Raw genomic sequence first — 21475 nt, 5'->3', positions numbered from 1 at the left:
ACAGCCCCCACCGTACCGGTACGGGCTTTAACCAACTGTTCAACTTTGTCAAAAATCCATGACAAAATCAGGGCAGAGTCCCCTGATTAAGAAACATTATCCGTAGGTCAGGGTTAATGTTGTCCAATCACCGACAATTTCGCGATACTTTAGGGTAAACCCCTGTGCGTTATAGACAGAAAGTACGCTATCGGCCTGTTCGTTCAGAATTCCCGAAAGAATCGCATGCGCGCCGGGCGCTGCGTGATCGGCCATATCCGGCGCGATCGAAATCAGCGGGCCTTTCAGGATATTCGCGAAAATCAGGTCGTATGGCCCTGCCTGCCCGATCTCGGGCGCATCGAAACCTGCGGCCTCTAGACACAAAACAGATCCAGACATTCCGTTCGCCGCCAAATTGGTCTCAGCAACATCTACGGCGACCTGATCAATATCCGACGCCAAAACCGTTGCATCTGGCCAAACGCGTACTGCGCCCATCGCCAAAACAGCCGTGCCGCAGCCAACATCAATTGCCTTTTTCGGCGCAGCGCCTTCGTTCGCGATCCGATCTAGCGCGCGCAGGCACCCCAAAGTGGTTCCGTGGTGCCCTGTACCGAATGCCATCGCCGCCTCGATCAACAGCGCGATTTTATCATCGGGTACTTTGTCGGCGTCATGGCTACCGTAAACAAAGAAACGACCAGCCTCGACCGGGGCCAGTTCGCGTTTTACATGCGCGACCCAATCGATTTGCGGCACCTCAGAAATTACAAAGTCTTTGGCTCCGTGCATTGTGGACAACAGCGCCAAACCCGCTTGGTCAGGCTTTTCCACGAAATAGGCGGCAACCTCGAACAACCCCGACCCATCTTCGATTTCGAAACTACCTACGCCTGTGGGCTCTGGGTACAGATTTTCACAAGCCAGCGCCAATGCCTCCGCCTGATCAAGAGATGGGACAACGGCAATGGCGGAATAGGTCAGATCGGTCATAAGCTTTATTCGGCAGGGGCAGCCCGAGGGCGCGTCAAAATTGTTTCATACCCTTCGGTCGGGTGACGCGGGATCAGCATCGCCAAACACAAGGATACCGCTGCCATACCAGCCGCAAGCAAAAAGACCAAGAGCGGCGATTGCAGCCATAGCAGCCCCAAAAGCACCGGCAGAACCACCGCTGCTATGTGATTGATCGTAAACGCCACCGCCGCCGTCGGGGCGATATCACCCGGATCTGCGATTTTCTGGAAATAGGTTTTCAGCGCCAATGCCAACCCGAAAAAGATGTGATCGACCACGTACAATGCACCAGCGATCAGCACGCCCCAGCCAAAGAAATAGACACCGCCGTAGCACAGGAATACGACAACAAGCCCGACGTATTCCACCATCAACGCGCGGCGTTCCCCCCAGATTGCGACCGCTTTTCCCAGAAACGGGGCGACCAGCATGTTAACGATCAGGGTTAAAAGAAACAGGCCTGTGACCTCATGCACCTCGAATCCGAACCGTTCGACCATCATAAAACCTGCGAACACCACGAAAATCTGGCGACGCGCGCCTGCCATGAATTGCAACGCGTAATACAGCCAGTAGCGGCGTCGCAGGACGAACGATTTTAGCTGCGGGTTTGGCGCTTCGAATTGCGGATAGGCGAACAGGCAGAACAGCGCGATCAGTGCCGTCGTCCCGCCCGAGATCATGTAAACAGTGTTATAGGACAGCCCCAGCGTTTTCCACGTTAGTACCAGCAGACCGTAGGCCACAAAGGTCGCACCGGATCCAGCCGCCAAAATCCAGCCCAAAGTTTGTGGCGCTTTTGCTTTGTCGATCCACTGCAACTGCAATGATTGGTTCACCGTTTCAAAATAGTGAAACCCGATCGAACTAAAGGTCGTGATCATCAAAATGCCGCCCAGCGTGGGAAACCATGCCGTAACGCCGGTGGATACACCCAACAACAACAATGACAGCAATCCCAATCGCTGTTCGCGCACGAACAGCAATAGAACGATCACGCCAATCGCCAGAAACCCTGGGATTTCACGGACTGTGTGCAACAGGCCGATATCGTCACCTTGGAAATCGGCGACTTCGATCACAAAGTTATTCAGCAGCGCCTGCCAGGTGGAAAAAGCCAAAGGCAGGGCCATTGCAACAAGGAACAACAGCGCAATAGGGCGACGCCAAACTGGCAATTCATGGGCGGAATCAAGCGGTACGATTTTAGTCATGCGGCATCGATACGAAAATATGTGCCACCTGCACAGATTTATTCGCTACTATTTTCCGCAAACCTGTATTTAACGTCCGCAAATCGATCCTTTGGGAAGGTATAGAGAAAACTCAATCCGCCCGGCCCCGCGACCGTGTCATGCAACGCGTTCTCTGGGATTAGGATCGTAACACCCTCGCGGATTTCATGCGGGATGCCGTCAATTGTCACGATGCCCGACCCAGACAATCCGAAATAAATTTCGGACGGTTCATGCCGATGCGGGCGAAGCGTTCCGCCAGCATCAAACTCTGCGATCCCCATGACGGTCCCTGCTGCCGGCGTGACATCGCCGCAAATCAGGGTGCGCCATTTGACCGTGCCGAAAACGTCCGCATCCCCGCTGTCCTGCGGGACTTGGGTCGCATCGACCATAAACGGTTTGATAAAGCTCATGTCCATGAGCCAACGCTGCGCCGACAACACCCGAGTCGCTTTGCTATTTTCGACCTACACAGGTCGCATTTGCACAAAAATTACGCACTATACGAACGAATTTTACAGCCTGTTGGCGGCCTTGGGCGTTCTGACCACGCTCAGACGGGTTTACGCCCAATTTTACAAGGCCTATAAGCGCCCCATGATGTCACGCAACCCGATCATCATTCGAATTATATCCCCGGCGCTCTGACGACCAGAGACGCCGGGCAAAGGTGTATGACGCTTCGCACCGACCCATTCCCAGATATACACGTGACAAAGGACGCCCCTATGTGCGCCGATACGCCTGACTACAAAGATACACTGAACCTACCTGAAACCGATTTCCCAATGCGCGCGGGCCTGCCCCAGCGCGAGCCTGAGTGGCTGGCTCGTTGGAACGAAATCGGCATCTACGACCGCCTGCGTGAAAAGGAAGGCCGCGAGCCATTCATCCTGCACGATGGCCCTCCTTATGCGAACGGCCATCTGCACATCGGCCACGCGCTGAACAAAATCCTAAAGGATTTTATCGTCCGTTCGCAGCAGATGCTGGGCCGCGATGCGCGTTACGTGCCGGGTTGGGACTGTCACGGTCTGCCGATCGAATGGAAGATCGAAGAAAAATACCGCGCCGAAGGCAAAAACAAAGACGAAGTTCCCGTCATCGACTTCCGTCAGGAATGCCGCAAATTCGCCGAAGGCTGGATCGACATCCAGCGCGACGAATTCAAACGTCTGGGTATCACCGGCAACTGGGCTGATCCATATCTGACCATGAATTATCACGCAGAACGCGTGATCGCCGAAGAGTTCATGAAACTGCTGATGAACGGCACCCTGTATCAAGGTTCGAAACCTGTGATGTGGTCGCCTGTCGAAAAAACCGCTTTGGCAGAGGCAGAGGTTGAATACCACGACCACACCAGCCATCAGGTTTGGGTGCGCTTCAAACCTGTCTCAGGCGGCGAAAAAGTATCCGCTGACGACTTCAGCGTTGTGATCTGGACCACCACCCCATGGACCATCCCGCAAAACCGCGCAGTCTGCTTTGGCCCGTCGATCAACTACGGCCTGTACCGCGTGACCGAAGTCCACGAACATTCGGCAGCGACTGTTGGCGAAATCGTTCTGCTGGCTGACGCACTGGCCGAAAGCGTGATGCAGGGCGTTCGCGTTACCGCATTCGAACGCGTGGGCGATGTTGCAGCGGACGCGCTGGACGGTATGATCCTAGCGCACCCATATCGCGGCGTCGAAAACGGCAATGGCGAATGGGACTATGACGTACCTATGCTGCCGGGCGATCACGTCACCGAAGAGGCAGGTACAGGTTTCGTTCACACCGCGCCAAGCCACGGTGACGACGATTATCAGGTCGGTCTGAAATACGGTCTGCAAATGACCTATAACATCACCGAAGATTCCAGCTATCGTTCGGATCTGCCGATCTTTGCTGGCATGCACGTTGTTGCGCCAGACGGCAAAGAAGGCCCAGCAAACGTCGCGAACATCAAACAGATGGCTTACGCCAGCGCCCTGTTCGGTAAGGCAAAGCTGAAACACTCGTACCCGCATTCGTGGCGGTCCAAAGCGCCTGTGATCTATCGCAACACCCCGCAGTGGTTCGCCGCGATCGACAAAGACGTGAACGATGGCCAAGACACCTATGGCAAAACCATCCGTGAACGTGCGCTGACATCCATCGACCAGCTGGTGAAATGGACCCCGCAAACGGGCCGTAACCGTCTGTATTCGATGATCGAAGCGCGTCCAGATTGGGTTCTGTCGCGTCAACGCGCATGGGGCGTTCCGCTAACCTGTTTCGTTCGCAAAGGCGCATTGCCGACCGACGAAAACTTCCTGCTGCGCAACGCAGAAATCAACGCGCGCATCGCGGCCGAATTCGAAGAGCACGGTGCGGACGTTTGGTACACCGACGGCTTCAAGGAAAAGGTATTCGGCAACGCGGCGAACCCTGATGACTACGAACAAGTGTTCGACGTTCTGGACGTATGGTTCGATTCTGGTTCGACCCACGCGTTCGTTCTGCGTGACCGCCCAGATGGCGCGGCAGACGGCATCGCGGACCTGTACCTAGAAGGCACCGACCAACACCGCGGTTGGTTCCATTCGTCGATGTTGCAGGCCTGCGGCACCAAAGGCCGCGCCCCTTACAAAGGCGTGCTGACCCACGGTTTCACGCTGGATGAAAAGGGCATGAAGATGTCCAAATCCATCGGCAACACCGTCGCACCAGAGGACGTGTGCAACCAGTTCGGCGCAGACATCCTGCGTCTGTGGGTGGCGCAGTCCGATTACACGACTGACCTGCGCATCGGTGACAAAATCATCAAAGGCGTGGCGGACAGCTATCGCCGCCTGCGTAACACCATGCGTTTCATGCTGGGATCGCTGAACGATTTCACAGAATCCGACCGCACCGCGCCAGAAGACATGCCAGAACTGGAACAATGGGTTCTGCACCGTCTGGCCGAATTGGACGAAGTCGTTCGCAAGGGTTACACCGAATACGACTTCCAAGGCGTGTTCCAAGCGCTGTTCAACTTTGCCACCGTGGATCTGTCGGCCTACTATTTCGACATCCGCAAGGACGCTTTGTACTGTGATGGCGACACCCTACAGCGCCGCGCGTCGCGCACCGTTCTGGATATCCTGTTCAGCCGCCTGACAACGTGGCTGGCACCGATCCTGACCTTTACGATGGAAGAGGTCTGGCTAGAGCGTCACAAAGAAGACGGTGCATCGGTCCATCTGGTCGATTTCCCAGACACGCCAGTAGACTGGAAAAACCCAGAGCTGGCCGCGAAATGGGCAGGCATCCGCAAGGTGCGCCGCGTCGTGACCGCAGCATTGGAAATCCAGCGTCGTGAAAAAGTGATCGGTGCATCGCTAGAGGCGGCTCCGATCGTTTACGTGGCGGACACTGCGATCTTAGAGGCGCTGAAAACCGTCGAATTTGAGGATCTGTGCATCACATCGGGCATCACCCTGACAGATGCCGCAGCCCCCGAAGATGCGTTCCGCCTCAACGACATCGAGGGCGTTGCGGTCGTGTTCGACAAAGCTACAGGCGAAAAATGCCAGCGCTGCTGGAAAATCCTGCCCGACGTTGGCACCCACAGCCACGCGGGCGTCTGTGGACGCTGTGACGCGGCACTGGGCTAAACAGTTAGGGGCGCCTTCGGGCGCCCTTTTCTTTTGCGTGAACTGGTGTCACAGATTAGCGCATGACCAATACCATCACTATCGTCGACACGCCGCAGGATCGCGAAGCCTGCTATGACATCCGCACTACTGTTTTTGTGAACGAACAGAACGTTCCGCCCGAATTGGAACTGGACGATCTAGAGGACGCCTGCGTGCATTTTCTGGCACGGGTTAACGGTTTCCCGATGGGCACCGCGCGGCTACTAGACAAAGGGTACGCCAAGGTTCAGCGCGTTGCGGTCCTGCGTGATGCACGGGGCACGGGCATTGGCCGTGATCTAATGATAGCATTGTTGGACTATGCTGCCGCCAACGGATTTACAGAATCGCGACTGGATGCGCAGCTAACCGCGATCCCGTTCTATGAAAAGCTGGGGTATGAGGCGACGGGCCCAGAGTTCGACGATGCCGGCATCCAGCATCGCCTGATGATTAAGGCTCTTTAACCTTCTTTGCCGTAGATCAGCTGCTGCACCGCGCCGACCGCGATCAGATAAACGGACGTGACGACCAGCCCGTAATGGGCCCAGCTTTCTGGATGGAAATCGACCCAAGCCGCCCAGCCGGCAAAGGCTGTCCACGCCATGGCAATGGGTAGCGATACCTTGCGCCAACGACGGGTGCGGGTTGGGTGAATGAATTTGATAGGCAGGAACATCGCGACCGATAGCGCAACGACCAGTCCTAAGATCACGTAATAATCGGGCTTAATCGCGAAAACGACCAAAACGAACATATTCCAGCATCCTGGAAAACCTGAAAAGGAATAGTCTTTGGTCTTCATCCGTGTATCCGCGAAATACAGCGCCGATGTGAACACGATCACCAAAATCGCAGCCCATCCGCTCCAACCAGGCAGCATTTCGGGGTGTTTGAACAACGCGATTGCGGGAACAAACACATAGGTCAGGTAGTCGATGATCAGATCAAGCAGAACCCCGTCATACACGGGGCTGTTCTTTTTAACGTCGTATTTCCGCGCCAACGGCCCGTCGATCCCGTCCACAAAGAAGGCAACGACCAGCCACAGGAACATAACGCTCCATCGTCCATCGACAGCGGCCAGCATAGCAAGAAGGGCGAAGATCGCTCCGGATGCGGTCAGCAAGTGAACGCCAAGAGCCTTGTGTGCAAGTTTCATCCGACGTTCATGGCGTATTAAGACGACCCGCTCAACCGTTTATTTGCGCCCAGATGCGCGCGGGTGGGCAGATTTGTAGACTTCCATCAGTCTCGCTGTATCGACGGCGGTGTACATTTGCGTCGTATTCAAAGACGCATGGCCCAGCAGTTCCTGAATGGATCGCAAATCGCCGCCTGCATTCAGCAGATGCGTGGCAAAGCTGTGGCGCAGTGCATGGGGCGTCGCAGTTGCGGGCAGCCCTAATTGCATCCGCGTCTGCGCAACCGTTTTCTGCAACTGCGCCGCATGTAATGCACCGCCGCGAATGCCGCGAAACAGCGGCTGATCGTCCGCTAAATCATGCGGGCAAGCGCCGCGATACGCCTCGACCGCGTCGCGGGCGGCAGGGACCACGGGGACGATACGTTCTTTGCCGCCTTTACCAGTGATGCGGATCACATCCGCCAACGGCGCATCGCGGCCCTTTAGACCCAACGCTTCAGAAATACGCAGGCCGCAGCCATACATCAGCGTAATCGCTGCCACATCACGCAACGCCGCCCAATGTTCGCGTGCCTGAAACTCTGCCGTTTCAATCATCGCTTTGGCCGCATCAACAGCCAGTGGGCGGGGCAGTTTTTTCTGAAATTTCGGAGCGCGAGTCATCAGCACGGCAGAGGGGTCAAAATCATGCCGCTCTGCCATGTAGCGAATGAACGATTTGACCGCCGATAGCATCCGCGCCAATGATCGCGCAGCAACGCCCCTGCCCCGTTCATGCGCCATCCATGAACGCATATCCGACACAGTCAGGCATTTGATTGCATTGATGCCTTGGGAATCGCCGTGATGGGTCTGCAAAAATGCTAGAAACGCTAAAACGTCTGTTTGATAGGCTTTGACCGTATTTTCGGCCGCCCCGTCAATTGCGCGCACATGGTCGAGCCAACGCGCCAGCGCATCTGTCAGAGCAGGCGAAATCACTCGAGCCAGCGGCGCATAGCGCGCTCAAACACACCTGCAAAGAACCCCAGCAGATCGGTGCCCTGTTGCGGAGAAAACTGGTGCGGATCTTCGGCACCCATAACCAACATGCCAGGCCGGCGACCCGGTCCAAAATCCAGACGAAGACAAGCCTCGGATCGGATGTAATCAGCTTTATCGCCGTACAGTGTATCGTCAGCACCTTGGGTCTGGCGCAGTGTGACCTGACGCAGTGGAACATTGCGGCCTTGGGTTAGGTAATCCTGAACAAATCCGGGGCTGGCGATATGCAGCACCTCGCCCACACGGCGTGCGGTGGCTTGCCCGTCTTCAGCGTCATCGGTTTCCAGAACCAAACGCATCGCATCAACGCGTAGAATTTCGGCAACTTCGCCGCCTAGATCCGACAGGAATGTTTCGAATTGAACGGGTTCCATCATGCGCAAAACGGCGCGGTGGATTTGATTGGTCCCGGCCAGATTGTCATAGGCCGCTGCAATAACGTTGCGATGGGTGTCTTCTAGGCGATCCAGACGGTTTTCCAGCCGAGACATCGCGATACCGCGCAGGTCCACAATATTGGTCCCCATCGCCTTTTCATTGGCGGTGACAAGCGCGCTCATCACATCGGTATCGTCCAGCAAAATTTCAGGATCGGACAGGATCATGTCGCGCAATTTCGGATCAATTTGCGAACCGGATTTCATTTCTTCCTCGCCCATACTCGTAATCACCTAAAAAATAATATGCGGTGACAATGACACACGCCTTAGATTCCCGCAAGAAAAACGCCCAATCGACGCCCCCATAGGCGGAAACAGGCCCCTGTAAAAAACGCAAAAGGGGGCCGCCGAAACCGGCCGCCCCCTCTTCGAACAATCAAATCGATTAGACGATTTTCTGGCCGGTTTTTGCCCAGTCAGCTTCGAACTGTGCCAGACCTTTGTCGGTAAGGACGTGGTTTGCCATCGCTTTGATAACCGCAGGAGGCGCGGTCACAACATCAGCACCGATTTTCGCGCATTCCGAAATGTGGTTTGCGTTACGTACGGATGCCGCCAGAATCTGGGTTTCGAAACCGTAGTTGTCGTAAACGGTGCGGATGTCTTCGATCAGCTGCAGACCATCCAGGTTGATGTCGTCCAGACGGCCGATGAATGGTGAAATGAATGTTGCGCCTGCTTTTGCAGCCAGAATCGCTTGGTTCACCGAGAAACACAGGGTCACGTTGACCTTGATGCCGCGCGACGACAGGATTTTACAGGTCTGCAGACCTGCCCAAGTCAGAGGCACCTTAACCGCGATGTTGTCTGCGATTTTCGCCAGTTTTTCGCCTTCGGCCAGCATGGATTCGAAATCCATCGAAACGGCTTCGGCGGAAACTGGGCCTTCGACCATGTCTGCGATTTCTTTGGTGACTTCCAAAATGTCACGGCCCGATTTCAGGATCAGCGACGGGTTGGTGGTGACGCCGTCGACCATGCCCAGATCGTTTAGTTCGCGGATTGCGTCGACTTCGGCGGTATCTAGGAAGAATTTCATGACAATTGCCTCATGTTGTGGGTTGGCGTTGCTTGGGTCAGCGTTTACCTCAGAAGGTAAGATACGAAAACCCAAAACAACGGACCCCCGTGGCAGAATTCTACGCAGAAGGTGAATTGGTCAGCGTTCTAACGGCGCAGCCCCTAGATCGGCCCTTGGATTACAAGGCGCCAGAGGGTGGTTGCTGGCTGGGCGCCTATGTCGAGGTGCCTTTGGGCCCGCGCAAGGTACTGGGCTGCGTTTGGGGTGACGGCATCGGCGGATTCGATTTATCCAAGGCGCGGTCGATCAATCGCGTGCTGGACGTGGCGCCGATGCGCGATGAAATGCGCCAATTTTTGCAAAAGGTCGGCGCGTATACCCTTACGCCGATGAACGCGATGATGCGGCTGGCGACCCGCGCACCGGGATTGGGCGATGCGCCGTCGATGCGTAAAGTCTACCGCTTGGGCGACCGTGATCCCGACCGCATGACTGACGCCCGCCAACGTGTGCTGAACGTGCTGGATGAATATGGCGGGCTGTCGTTCACTCTGTCAGAACTGGCCGAAATGGCGGGCACGTCGTCGTCCGTCATCAAAGGGTTGGTGAAACAAGGCGCCGTCAGCGAAGAGGACACCCCCCGCGATCTGCCCTACCCCCAGTTGGACCCAGACTACGGCGGCAAAGAATTGTCCGACGATCAGGCCGCCGCCGCCGAACAACTGCGGACAGGCATCCGTTCGGGCCAATACGGCACCACATTGCTAAAGGGCGTAACAGGGTCCGGCAAAACCGAGGTGTACTTAGAAGCCGTCGCCGAATGCCTACGCCAAAACCGTCAGGCGCTGGTGTTGCTGCCCGAAATCGCGCTGACTTCCGAATTCATCACACGGGTCGAGGCACGGTTCGGGATGAAGCCCGCCGAATGGCATTCGGGCGTGACTATGACCGAACGCCGCCGGTGTTGGAAAATGGTCGGCAATGGCGACGCACAGCTGATCGTCGGGGCGCGATCGGCGCTGTACCTGCCCTATCGCGATCTGGGCCTGATCATCGTCGATGAAGAACACGACACGTCCTATAAACAAGATGATGGCGTTCTATATAATGCGCGCGATATGGCGGTGCTGCGGGCGTCACTAAACGCGGCGCAGGTCGTTTTGGCCTCTGCCACGCCTAGCTTGGAAAGCTGGGCAAACGCCGAACAGGGCAAATACAGCCGCATCACTCTGACGTCCCGTTTCGGCGACTCCGTTCTGCCGGATATGAAGGCGATCGACATGCGCGATCAGGACGTGCCGTCTGCCCGCTGGATTTCGCCCGCGCTACGCGCCGCGATCACGGACAGGATTGCAAAAGGCGAACAATCGCTGGTGTTTTTGAACCGCCGTGGGTACGCGCCGCTGACGATCTGCCGCGCCTGTGGGCATCAGATTGCCTGTGACCATTGTGATGCGCGGATGGTGGAACATCGGTTCCTCAAACGCCTTATGTGCCACCAATGCGGCGAAACCAAACCGATGCCCGAAACCTGCCCAAAATGCGAGGTTGAAGGCAAACTGAACCCCGTTGGCCCCGGGGTGGAACGCATGGCCGAAGAGGTCGCCGAGCTATTCCCCGATGCCAAAATCGCCGTGTTGTCGTCTGACCTGTTCGGGTCCGCCCGTGCGATCAAAGAAAAGATAGAAGAGATCGCAAACGGCGACATCGACATCATCATCGGCACCCAATTGGTCGCCAAAGGTCACAACTTTCCGCGCCTTACGTTGGTCGGTGTGATTGATGCGGATCTGGGCCTGCAAGGGTCGGATTTGCGGGCAGCCGAACGGACATTCCAATTGATGCGTCAGGTCGCGGGCCGCGCGGGCCGCGCCGACAAACCCGGTGTCGCGCTATTGCAAACCTATCAGCCTGAACATCATGTGATCCGCGCGATCCTGTCAGGCGACGAAGAACAATTTTGGGCAGCAGAGGCCGCCGAACGTCAGGCCGCAGGTATGCCGCCCTTTGGCCGTATGGCGGGTATCGTCGTGTCAGGCCCAAACATCGAAGAGGTGTTCGATCTGGCCAACCATCTGGCCCGCACCGCGGGGCCCTTGCAACAGATCGGCGCGCAGGTCTTTGGCCCTGCCCCTGCCCCTATAGCGCGGGTGCGCGGACGTCACCGCGTACGTTTGTTGGTAAAGGCGGAAAAGGCGGCCCCGATCCAACAGGCGCTGTCACGGTGGACGTCGAACCTGCGGCTGCCGAATAACGTGCGCCTGCAAATCGATATCGATCCGCAAAGCTTTTATTAAAAAAGGGACCGGCGTAGCGCACCGGCCCCTTCTCTGGAGGAAACGTTGTCAGCGGGGGATTAGTCGCTGATTGCGCCCTCTTCGTCGCGGCGCATTTTCGCTTTGACGCGACGGCCCACGATTAGCGGCAGGATGAAACCGATGATCGCAATCGCCCATAGGCCAATAGCCAACGGGCTATCGATCAGGGTGAACCAATCGCCATTATCAATGGTGATTGCGCGACGCAGGTTGTTTTCCATGGTGTTACCCAGCAGCGTACCCAGAATGATTGGCACCAGCGGAACATCCAGTTTACGCAGGATCCAGCCCATGATGCCGAAACCGATCATCACCATCAGGTCGAACGACGAACCCGAAATGCCGTAGATACCGACAAAGCTGACCATCGCCACGATTGGCATCAGGATCTTTGGTGGAACCATCAACAGACGGGTGAATAGACCAACCATCGGGATGTTCATCGCCAGCAGCATAAAGTTCGCGATGAACAGCGCAGCAATCAGGCCCCATACCACATCAGGGTTTTGGGTGAACAGCAGCGGACCAGGGGTGATGTTCAGCGACAGCAGAACTGCCAACAGAACAGCAGTGGTACCCGAACCCGGAACACCCAGCGCCAGCATTGGCACCAATGCACCACCTGCGGCCGCGTTGTTACCAGCCTCTGGTGCAGCTACACCGCGTGGGTCGCCCGTACCGAATGTGCCCTCTTTATCAACCAGACGTTTTTCCATCGAATAGCTGATGAAAGACCCCAGCGACGCACCCGCACCCGGCAGAACACCCGCGATAAAGCCTAAGAAGGACGTGCGCAGCATGGTTGGCGTACAGGCTTTGATCATCGACAGTGGTGGCGTCAGGCGTTTTACTTTCAGCTTGCTGTTGTCGGCGCTGGAATTGCCGTGGCGTTCTTCAAGAAAGATGAACACTTCGGACAGGGCGAACAGACCAACAATGGCAACTAGGAAATCCAGACCGTCGTACAGGTGAACTTCGCCAAAGGTGAAACGTGGCACGCCGGTTTGTGTATCCACACCGATCATCGCCAGACCCAGACCCAGCGCAGCAGCGAAAGCCGATTTCGCCTGATTGGTCGACGACACGCCACCCAGCGTCATAAACGCCAGCGCGAACAGCGCGAAATATTCAGCAGGACCAAACAGCAGTGCGATTTTCACCAGCTGAGGCGCCAGAAGGATCAGACCCCAAGTCGCAAGGAACGCACCAACAAATGACGCGATACCGGATAGGGATAGCGCTTCGCCTGCCATGCCTTTTTTCGCCATGGGATGCCCGTCCAGACAGGTCATCATGGCGGGTTCATCGCCGGGGATATTCAATAGGATCGAACTGATCCGCCCGCCGTACATCGCGCCGTAATAAACGGACGTCAGCAGGATCAACGACGGGGTCGCGCCCAGACCCAAGGTGAACGCAAGCGGGATCAGGATTGCAACGCCGTTAGACGGCCCAAGGCCCGGCAATGCGCCCATGATGGTGCCCAGAAAACAGCCCAGCAGTGCCAGCAGCAGGTTTTCCCAGGTCAGCGCGACGGCAAAACCGTCACCAAGTTGTGCAAGGATTTCCATTTTTGCCCCCTTAGAAACCCAATGGGCCTTTGGCCAATGACAGGCCCAGAACCAGATGGAAAATGGCGTAGATGCCGACCGACGTGCCAACGCCCGTCAGAACAGAAGCGACGACAGACGAACCCAAACGCCACGACAGATATGCAGCTGCGATTGCAGTCGCGATGACGAAACCAATTACAGGCAACATTTGCGCATACAGCGCCATCACAACGATTGCCGCGAACACTTCGGCCATGCGCGCGAACGGCGGCCAATGGGGTTCGGGATCAGGTTTGATGGCAATGACCAGACTCGACAGACCCAAAATGGTCGCGATGATCAAAGGAAATGCTTTGGGGCCGACAGCGTCAGATAGGAAACTTTCCTGAATTGCAAAGGCCGACATGGCGAAAGCAATAGCAAGGATAATTCCGACGATGCCGAATATACGATCACTCATTGGGATCTCCTATTCAACAAGCGGATAAAGTCAGGACGCCGCAGCCAGTGCGGCGCCCTGTGATTGGTGTTCAGTAAAATTACTGGATGATGCCGATTTCGCGAGAGATCGACTGGATCTGTGCAACAGAGTCGGACACGAAGGATTCGAATTCAGCGCCCTGCAGGTCCAGTGGAGCCAGACCGTTGTTTGCCATGATGTCTTTCCATTCGTCCGATGCGTACAGCGCTGCGATCTGACCAACCCAAGCATCATATGCTTCGTCCGACATATCGCCTGGTGCGTAGAAACCGCGCCAGTTTGCACCGATTGCTTCGACGCCCTGTTCACGTGCAGTTGGGAATGCAGCGAATTCGCCTGGCAGACGCTCTGGCGACAGAACTGCGATCACGCGGATATCGCCGGAATCTACGAAACCTTTGGCTTCGGAAATGTCACCGGTGAATGCCTGAACCGAACCGCCCAGCAGCTGAGTTACAGCTTCGCCGCCGCCATCAAATGCGATGTATTTCACGGTACGAACGTCTTCGATGCCGTATGCGTTTGCTGCGATCAGAACCTTTAGGTGGTCCCAGCCGCCAACAGCCGAACCGCCTGCAACCGAAACCGATGCTGGGTCTGCTTTGATCATGTCCAGCAGCTCTGGCAGGTCGTCAACTTCGCTGTCTGCAGCAACTGCGATCACGCCGTAGTCAGCGCCGATCGTGGCCAACCAACGGACCTGATCCATGGTGTTACCAGGGTATGCACCCTGTGCCAGACGGGTCGCGGTTGCAGTGGATGCTGCAACGATCAGGTCGTTGTCATCGCCGCGCTTGTTCACGACTTCGGCGAATGCGACACCGCCGCCGCCACCAGCCAGGTTCACAACCTGCATGGTCTGATCGATCAGACCCAGATCCTGCATGGATTTACCAACCTGACGGCAGGTGAAATCCCAACCGCCACCTGGGTTTGCAGGTGCGATACATTCTGGGTTTTCTGGTGTGAAACCTTCGGCCGAAACGGACAGAGCCGATGCGCCCATCAGGATTGCTGCCGCGGTCAAACGGGTTGCTTTAATCATTCTGTTTTCCTCCACAGGTGTCGGGCAAATTTCGATAGTCTGACCTACCCGACGTCTTCTCCCCGCTTTCTTATGCTACCCTATGCAGCATCCTCCTTGCGGGTTAAGACAAGACCCTAGAGCCATAAGCTGTCACGAACCTGTCATAAGATTTGTGTCGCAAATTCATGGGCTTGAGGGAGGAGAATCACACAATGCGCGTATTGATGGTCGAAGACGCCGCCGATCTGGCCGAAGCCGTAACAGCCGGATTGACTCGGTCCGGAATGGCCTGCGATTGGGCTGAGGGTGTCGAAACTGCCAAAGATTTTTTGGCCGTTCAATCCTATGATGCGCTGGTTCTGGACATCAATTTGCCCGACGGAACGGGCACCGATTTGCTCCGTGGTTTGCGCGCAAAAGGCGACCGCACTCCGGTCATGATGTTGACCGCGCTTTTGTCAGTTGATGACCGTGTGGGTGCGCTGGATTTAGGGGCGGACGACTATCTGGTAAAACCCTTTGATCAACGCGAATTAGAGGCGCGCCTACGCGCCCTTGTACGGCGCGATTCCGATCAGAAATCCGATCATATCACACTGGGCCCGTTGCGATTTTCCCCTGCCCAGCTAACCGCCGAACTAGATGGAAACCGGTTGGACCTCACCCGCCGCGAAGCCGCATTGCTGGGCCTTTTGTTACGCAATCAGGGACAATACCTGAACAAAGAACGTCTGTATGATGGCCTTTTCACCTTCAACGATGCGGATGTCGGATTGAACGCGATCGAACTATATATCGCGCGGCTACGAAAAAAACTAAGCGGGTCAGATGTAAACATTTCGACCCGCCGCGGCGTTGGATATCGGATCGCGCTGGATGATTAATCTGCTACGCAAAATCCAAGGCATGTCCTTGTTTTCTCGCGTGCTGGCCGGCGTTCTGACCATCATGGCGATGGGTGGATTATTGGTGGCCTTGGCGTCGTTTGAAAACGGACGTCAAGCCGCGCGGCAATCATACGACAGGCTAATCCAAGGGGCTGCGATCGACATCGCAGAATCTATCCGCATCGTGAACGGTCGCCCGATTGCAGATTTACCTGTCTCAGCGTTTGAACTTCTGTCATTAGCCACAAATGACCGCGTTTTATATGCAGTGCGCGGGTCGGATGGTACGCTGCTAACCGGGCATGACGACGCACCCCTACCCAATTCGCTACGCGGATCTGGTCCCTTTTTTCATGATGGCACCATGCACGATGCGCCCGCGCGGTTCGTCACGGTTTTGCGTCGTTTTTCGGAACGTGAATTTTCAGGCGTTGTATCCGTAACCGTCGGGCAGACGCGCCTAGCGCGGGATGCGATGGCATGGGATGTCATTGTCGACACGCTGGTACCCGCCGCCTTTGTCGGTCTGGGTCTTTTGGTCGTTGCGCTCATCCTCATTCGTTCGTCCATGCGGCGGTTAGAGGACATGACGCAAGCGTTGATAGATCGCGATCCCTATGACCTTACCCCTATGGACACCAAAGGCACCCCCGCCGAGATCGACGTTGTGCTGCGGCAAGTTAACCGTTTCATGCAGCGCTCCGAACGGCAGATGGATTCGATGCGAAATCTGATTTCCGACACGGCGCATCAATTGCGTACCCCCGTGGCCGTAATCCGTGCGCAGGCTGAAATGGTAACGGCAGAGCCCGACACAGATCGCAGCCGCGCAGCCTTAGAACGGCTTTTATCGCGGACCCGTTCGCTGGGCGTACTGCTGGATCAAATGCTAAACCGCGCCATGGTCATTCATAGGTCCGACAGTATCCCCCGCCGGATGGTCGATCTGCGCGATATAGCCTTGGATATTCTGGATTCCCGCGACCACGAATTGCTTGCCCCAAATGTCGAAGTATCGCTGAACATTTCCGAAGATCCCGTCTATGTGCTGGGCGACGAATTTTCGCTGACCCAAGCGGCCAAAAACCTGCTGTCGAACGCCCTGAAACACGGCGTACCACCCGTTGAAATAGGCGTAAGCCACTCGCCGACCCACGCCACATTGTGGATCAAGGACGCAGGAAACGGCCCCGACGATGCCGTTTTAGCCCGACTAGGATCGCGGTTTGAACGCACCACATCATCCAAAGAAGACAGCGCAGGTATTGGACTGTCGATCGTCATCGCCGTAGCCCAAGCATTCGATGGCGAACTAAAATATGAAAAAACTGCAGACGGGTTCCGCGCCGCGCTCGTATTCCCCCGCAGCTACGAGGCCTTTTCATGAAACGCCTGATCGCCGCGCTGGCGCTATTCGCAGCACCTGTTTCCGCCCAAGAAGCCACCGCAACATTCGGCGCTGGCCCGACAGAGTTGGTATTCAGATCAACAACCGACATGGCCATTTTTGGACCGGTCATTGAATCGTTTGTTGCGTCAAATCCCGACCTGTCCGTGGTCTATGAACAGTGGGGATCGAACGATCTGTATAGTCAGAGCCTATCTGACTGCGGCTCTGGCATCGCGCCCGCCGACGCAATACTATCGTCCGCCGTGCATCAATTGGTCGATCTGGTGAACAGCAACTGCGCGCACAGCTATCAATCGGAATTAACCGCCCGATTGCCCGACACACGCCGTTGGCGCGATGAACTATGGGGACTAACCGAAGAACCCGCAGTCATCATTTACAACAACGATCTTCTTGATCCTGAAAACGTTCCCAAAAGCCGTTTTGAATTTCTAGATCTGATGCGCCAGAATCCAAATGACTATCTGGGCCGCATCGCAACCTATGACATCGAAGCCTCTGGTCTGGGGTATCTGTTCGCCTTTTCTGACAGTACCGAAGCCACAACTTTCGGCGCAATGCTCGAAGGTTTTGCGCGATCTGGGGCTGTTGCGACCTGTTGTTCTGCCCGCATTATCCGCGCCGTATCCGAAGGTGAATTTCTTATTGCTTATAACGTGTTGGGATCCTACGTGCAAAACGCAAACATTCCGAATGTTGGTGTTATTCTGCCCGAAGATTACACACTATTCCTTTCGCGCGGATATATGATCCCGAAACAGGCCCGCCAGACCGACGCCGCGCAAAGATTGCTGGATTTTCTGCTATCTAACACAGGCCAAAGGGTCATATCGCGGATGGGCCTAATCTATCCAGACGATCCAGCGGAAAATGGGCTCCTGCCCAGTGCGAAACGGTTTATCCCGCTGTCCCTGCCCCTATTGGTCGCTGTAGATCAACATGCCAAAGAACGGTTCATCGACTACTGGCGCGATACCTTTGCCGCGCTGCTGTTCCTACCATAGAAAAAGAGCGTCAGGTTTCCCCGACGCCCCAAATTTTCAACCCTGCGCTTCGCGGATCAGGTTCAGGATGTCCTGCGCGGCTGATGGGATGTTGGTGCCTGGACCAAAGATCGCTTTGACGCCTGCGTCGTACAGGAACTGATAGTCCTGCTGCGGGATAACGCCGCCACAGATCACGATGACATCTTCTGCGCCTGCCTCTTTCAACGCTTTGATCAGTTGAGGCGCCAGCGTTTTGTGACCCGCTGCCTGCGACGAAATACCGATAACATGCACGTCGTTATCAATCGCGTCTTGGGCCGCTTCGTCTGGGGTTTGAAACAACGGGCCTACGTCCACGTCAAAACCGATGTCGGCGAATGCTGTCGCGATTACCTTGGCCCCGCGGTCGTGACCGTCTTGGCCCATTTTTACGACCAACATACGTGGGCGGCGGCCTTCTTCTTCGGCGAATTGTTCGACCGATTTCTGGATCGCTGCGAACCCTTCGTCGCCTTCGTAGGCTGCGCCGTAGACACCGGCCAATGTTTTCACTTCGGCGCGATGACGACCGAATTCTTCTTCCATTGCCATGCTGATCTCTCCGACGGTTGCACGGGCGCGGGCGGCCTCGACTGCGGCTTCCAACAGGTTGCCGCCTTCTTTGGCGCGGCGGGTGATTTCGGCCAGAGCGGCCATACACGCGTCGTTGTCGCGGGTTTCGCGGATTTTGTTGATGCGCGCGACCTGCGATTCACGAACGGCGTTGTTGTCGATGTCCAGAATGTCGATCGGGTCTTCTTTGGTCAGACGGTATTTGTTTACGCCGACGATCACCTCATCACCGCGGTCGATGTTGGCCTGACGTTTGGCGGCGGATTCTTCGATCCGCAGTTTCGGCATACCCGAGGCAACCGCCTTGGTCATGCCGCCCATTTCTTCGACCTCTTCGATCAGTTTCCACGCCTCTTCTGCCAACTGATGGGTCAGGGTTTCAACGTAGTACGAACCAGCCAGCGGATCGACGACGTTGGTGATGCCTGTTTCCTCTTGCAGGATCAGCTGAGTATTACGGGCGATACGGGCAGAAAATTCGGTTGGCAGCGCGATTGCTTCGTCCAATGCGTTTGTGTGCAGGGACTGGGTGCCGCCCAATGCAGCGGCCATCGCCTCGTACGCGGTGCGGACAACGTTGTTATACGGGTCCTGTTCCTGCAGCGATACGCCCGACGTTTGACAGTGCGTACGCAGCATCGACGATCCCGGTTTCTGCGGGTTGAATTCCGACATGATGCGATGCCACAGCAGACGCGCGGCGCGCAGTTTCGCGGCCTCCATAAAGAAATTCATGCCGATCGCGAAAAAGAACGACAGGCGCGGCGCGAATTTATCCACGTCCATGCCCGCTGCAATCGCGGTGCGCACGTATTCACGGCCATCGGCCAATGTATATGCCAGCTCTTGAACTAGGTTCGCGCCAGCCTCTTGCATGTGGTAGCCCGAAATCGAAATCGAGTTGAATTTCGGCATGTTATCAGAGGTATAGCCAATGATATCCGAGATGATGCGCATCGACGGTTCAGGCGGATACACATACGTGTTGCGCACCATGAACTCTTTCAAAATGTCGTTCTGGATGGTGCCGGACAGAACCGATTTATCGTGGCCTTGCTCTTCGCCCGTCACGATGAAGTTCGCCAGAATCGGGATAACCGCGCCGTTCATGGTCATCGAAACAGACACCTGATCCAGCGGGATACCGTCGAACAGGATTTTCATGTCTTCGACGCTGTCGATCGCAACGCCAGCCTTGCCAACGTCACCTTCGACGCGTGGGTGATCAGAATCGTACCCACGGTGGGTGGCAAGGTCAAACGCGACCGAAACGCCCTGCTGACCTGCGGCCAAAGCCTTGCGATAAAACGCGTTGGATTCTTCGGCGGTCGAAAAACCTGCGTATTGGCGGATCGTCCAAGGGCGCCCCGCATACATGGTGGCGCGTGGGCCACGCGTGAACGGTGCCTCGCCCGGTACGGTGCCCAGATGCGGCAGTCCTTCGGTGTCTTCCTCTGTGTACAGAGGTTTGACCTTGATGCCCTCTAGCGTGGTCCATTCCAGATCTTCGACCGAACGACCACGCAATTCTTTGGCGGCCAGTTCAGACCAGATATCTTTGTTTGCCATCCTCGGTTCCTCCGATTGTCGGTGACCAATGCATGGCCCCGATCCCAGTCAATTTGTTGTGCCGACGCAAAGGCGCGTCAGCGGTATCTATGAATTCGGCCACGCCATCCGCGCCCGACTTTAACCACATCAGATCATCAGCATATTGGCCTGCCAATGCGGCGCGTTGATGCGCATCAAACGGCATCCAGCGTTCGTTCGCAGCGCCCGCGACAGTGCCGCCACATCCGCGATCTTCGATGACCTGAGCCAGCCGCCCACAATTGGCCGAGGCATTTTTCCAAATCGGCGCATCGTCGATATCAGCGCCGGATAGGTCTGCGTTCACAATCTGTCCAGCCAAGGCCTTGGGTGCGGTCGCAAATGTTTCAAATGGCGCAACGATCAGCCGCGCATCTGGAAATACCTGCGCCACATCCGCGATCAAATCCCGCCAGCGGCGCGGCTGCGTGACCAAACGATCCAGATCGTCGTTGGTCGGAATACCTTTGCCGCGCATCAGACCGAACGACAGGATCGACGACCAATAGCTGTCATAGGACCGCACCGTCAGCGTCACCGACCGCACCCGCCCAATTGCCGTGCGCAACCGCATCAGCCGCAGGATCGCGTCGTCGTACAAACGTCCCGATCGCAGATTTCCCATCGGAGTCCCGATGAAGTTCTCATCGCTGATGATCAACGTATCGGCACCCGTTTTGACTAGTCGCGACTGTTCGATTTTGATCCGTCCGCGCGACCGTTCAGAAAGACGCGCAACATCCGCTGTGATCTGCGCAGGGTCGTGCAAAACGCCCTGAAACAGCCCCGACCGAATTTGATCTGGTTCCCAAACCGCGATCCCGCGCCGCGACAACGCCGCGCGATTGCGTTTCAAAAAGGTTTGGAACGACGTCGTACCCGTGCGATGGGCACCCAAATGCAGCACCTTGTCCATAATGCGCGAAACCTTTTCTATCAGGGCCGCGCATAGGGGCGCGGTGTGGATTGCATAAGCCATCCTCACCACCCCTTTGTTTCCAAGGGTTTAACCCTAAAATTCACAACAAATGCCGCGCATTCGTTTGGTGAATTCAGGTGCATATGAGCACCCGA

General features: G+C 56.2%; 18 protein-coding genes. 6 read left to right on the top strand and 12 right to left on the bottom strand.

Going from position 1 to position 21475, the window contains the following annotated elements; genetic code table 11:
• Positions 1–96: 96 nt before the first annotated feature.
• The 3 genes from BVC71_RS10990 to BVC71_RS10980 are packed head-to-tail and all read right to left on the bottom strand — an operon-like array spanning position 97 to position 2650.
• Positions 97–975: a 50S ribosomal protein L11 methyltransferase gene (locus BVC71_RS10990; RefSeq protein ID WP_086451701.1), complete on the bottom strand. Its 879-nt coding sequence runs from the start codon at positions 973–975 to the stop codon at positions 97–99.
• A 5-nt stretch (positions 976–980) separates the two neighbouring features.
• On the bottom strand, positions 981–2213 hold the full coding sequence (locus tag BVC71_RS10985; RefSeq protein ID WP_086451700.1) for an MFS transporter: 1233 nt from the start codon (positions 2211–2213) through the stop codon (positions 981–983).
• A 38-nt stretch (positions 2214–2251) separates the two neighbouring features.
• Entirely contained in the window at positions 2252–2650 is a 399-nt protein-coding gene (locus BVC71_RS10980) for a cupin domain-containing protein (RefSeq protein ID WP_240516835.1), read from the bottom strand.
• Between the two features lie 315 nt (positions 2651–2965).
• Between BVC71_RS10980 and ileS the strand changes: the two genes are divergently transcribed.
• Together ileS and BVC71_RS10965 are read left to right on the top strand one after the other, a co-directional pair.
• Positions 2966–5863, top strand: coding sequence for an isoleucine--tRNA ligase (gene ileS, locus BVC71_RS10970; protein WP_086451697.1), 2898 nt, complete (start codon positions 2966–2968; stop codon positions 5861–5863).
• A 62-nt stretch (positions 5864–5925) separates the two neighbouring features.
• The gene (locus BVC71_RS10965; RefSeq protein WP_086451696.1) at positions 5926–6351 is read left to right on the top strand and encodes a GNAT family N-acetyltransferase; all 426 of its coding nucleotides are present in this window, start codon (positions 5926–5928) and stop codon (positions 6349–6351) included.
• Here BVC71_RS10965 and BVC71_RS10960 read toward each other — a convergent pair.
• The 4 genes from BVC71_RS10960 to fsa form a co-directional block, all read right to left on the bottom strand.
• Positions 6348–7046, bottom strand: a complete 699-nt coding sequence (locus BVC71_RS10960; RefSeq protein WP_086451695.1) for a CDP-alcohol phosphatidyltransferase family protein — start codon at positions 7044–7046, stop codon at positions 6348–6350. The two genes, BVC71_RS10965 and BVC71_RS10960, sit on opposite strands and share 4 nt — an antisense overlap.
• A 39-nt stretch (positions 7047–7085) precedes the next feature.
• Positions 7086–8012 carry a tyrosine recombinase XerC gene (locus BVC71_RS10955; RefSeq protein ID WP_086451694.1) on the bottom strand — a complete coding sequence of 309 codons (927 nt, stop codon included), beginning with the start codon at positions 8010–8012 and terminating at the stop codon, positions 7086–7088.
• Positions 8009–8719, bottom strand: a complete 711-nt coding sequence (locus BVC71_RS10950) for a DUF484 family protein (protein WP_086451840.1) — start codon at positions 8717–8719, stop codon at positions 8009–8011. Before BVC71_RS10950 ends, BVC71_RS10955 begins: the two co-directional genes overlap by 4 nt.
• A gap of 181 nt (positions 8720–8900) precedes the next feature.
• Positions 8901–9554 carry a fructose-6-phosphate aldolase gene (gene fsa / locus BVC71_RS10945; RefSeq protein ID WP_086451693.1) on the bottom strand — a complete coding sequence of 218 codons (654 nt, stop codon included), beginning with the start codon at positions 9552–9554 and terminating at the stop codon, positions 8901–8903.
• An 89-nt stretch (positions 9555–9643) separates the two neighbouring features.
• On the opposite strand from fsa, the gene BVC71_RS10940 reads away from it, so the two are divergent.
• A complete protein-coding gene (locus BVC71_RS10940; RefSeq protein WP_086451839.1) occupies positions 9644–11833 on the top strand; it encodes a primosomal protein N' in 2190 nt (729 codons plus the stop codon).
• Between the two features lie 59 nt (positions 11834–11892).
• Here BVC71_RS10940 and BVC71_RS10935 read toward each other — a convergent pair whose 3' ends face one another.
• The 3 genes from BVC71_RS10935 to BVC71_RS10925 form a co-directional block, all read right to left on the bottom strand.
• Positions 11893–13425: a tripartite tricarboxylate transporter permease gene (locus tag BVC71_RS10935; RefSeq protein WP_086451692.1), complete on the bottom strand. Its 1533-nt coding sequence runs from the start codon at positions 13423–13425 to the stop codon at positions 11893–11895.
• A 10-nt stretch (positions 13426–13435) separates the two neighbouring features.
• The gene (locus tag BVC71_RS10930; protein WP_086451691.1) at positions 13436–13867 is read right to left on the bottom strand and encodes a tripartite tricarboxylate transporter TctB family protein; all 432 of its coding nucleotides are present in this window, start codon (positions 13865–13867) and stop codon (positions 13436–13438) included.
• Positions 13868–13946: 79 nt separating this feature from the next.
• A complete protein-coding gene (locus BVC71_RS10925; protein ID WP_086451690.1) occupies positions 13947–14933 on the bottom strand; it encodes a Bug family tripartite tricarboxylate transporter substrate binding protein in 987 nt (328 codons plus the stop codon).
• A gap of 194 nt (positions 14934–15127) precedes the next feature.
• Here BVC71_RS10925 and BVC71_RS10920 point away from each other — a divergent pair, with 194 nt between their 5' ends.
• The 3 genes from BVC71_RS10920 to BVC71_RS10910 are packed head-to-tail and all read left to right on the top strand — an operon-like array spanning position 15128 to position 18217.
• Complete coding sequence (locus BVC71_RS10920) at positions 15128–15799, top strand: response regulator transcription factor (protein WP_086451689.1); 672 nt, start codon at positions 15128–15130, stop codon at positions 15797–15799.
• Entirely contained in the window at positions 15792–17189 is a 1398-nt protein-coding gene (locus BVC71_RS10915; RefSeq protein WP_086451688.1) for a sensor histidine kinase, read from the top strand. Before BVC71_RS10920 ends, BVC71_RS10915 begins: the two co-directional genes overlap by 8 nt.
• Positions 17186–18217, top strand: a complete 1032-nt coding sequence (locus BVC71_RS10910; RefSeq protein ID WP_086451687.1) for an ABC transporter substrate-binding protein — start codon at positions 17186–17188, stop codon at positions 18215–18217. The genes BVC71_RS10915 and BVC71_RS10910 overlap by 4 nt, the downstream gene beginning before the upstream one ends.
• 36 nt (positions 18218–18253) lie before the next feature.
• On the opposite strand, the gene scpA is transcribed toward BVC71_RS10910, so the two are convergent.
• Positions 18254–20380, bottom strand: coding sequence for a methylmalonyl-CoA mutase (gene scpA, locus BVC71_RS10905; RefSeq protein ID WP_086451686.1), 2127 nt, complete (start codon positions 20378–20380; stop codon positions 18254–18256).
• The gene (locus BVC71_RS10900) at positions 20355–21380 is read right to left on the bottom strand and encodes a hypothetical protein (RefSeq protein ID WP_086451685.1); all 1026 of its coding nucleotides are present in this window, start codon (positions 21378–21380) and stop codon (positions 20355–20357) included. Before BVC71_RS10900 ends, scpA begins: the two co-directional genes overlap by 26 nt.
• Positions 21381–21475 lie beyond the last annotated feature (95 nt).

The organism is Marivivens niveibacter (assembly GCF_002150005.2).
GTDB lineage: Bacteria > Pseudomonadota > Alphaproteobacteria > Rhodobacterales > Rhodobacteraceae > Marivivens > Marivivens niveibacter.
This window is presented reverse-complemented; position numbering and strand designations above follow the sequence as displayed.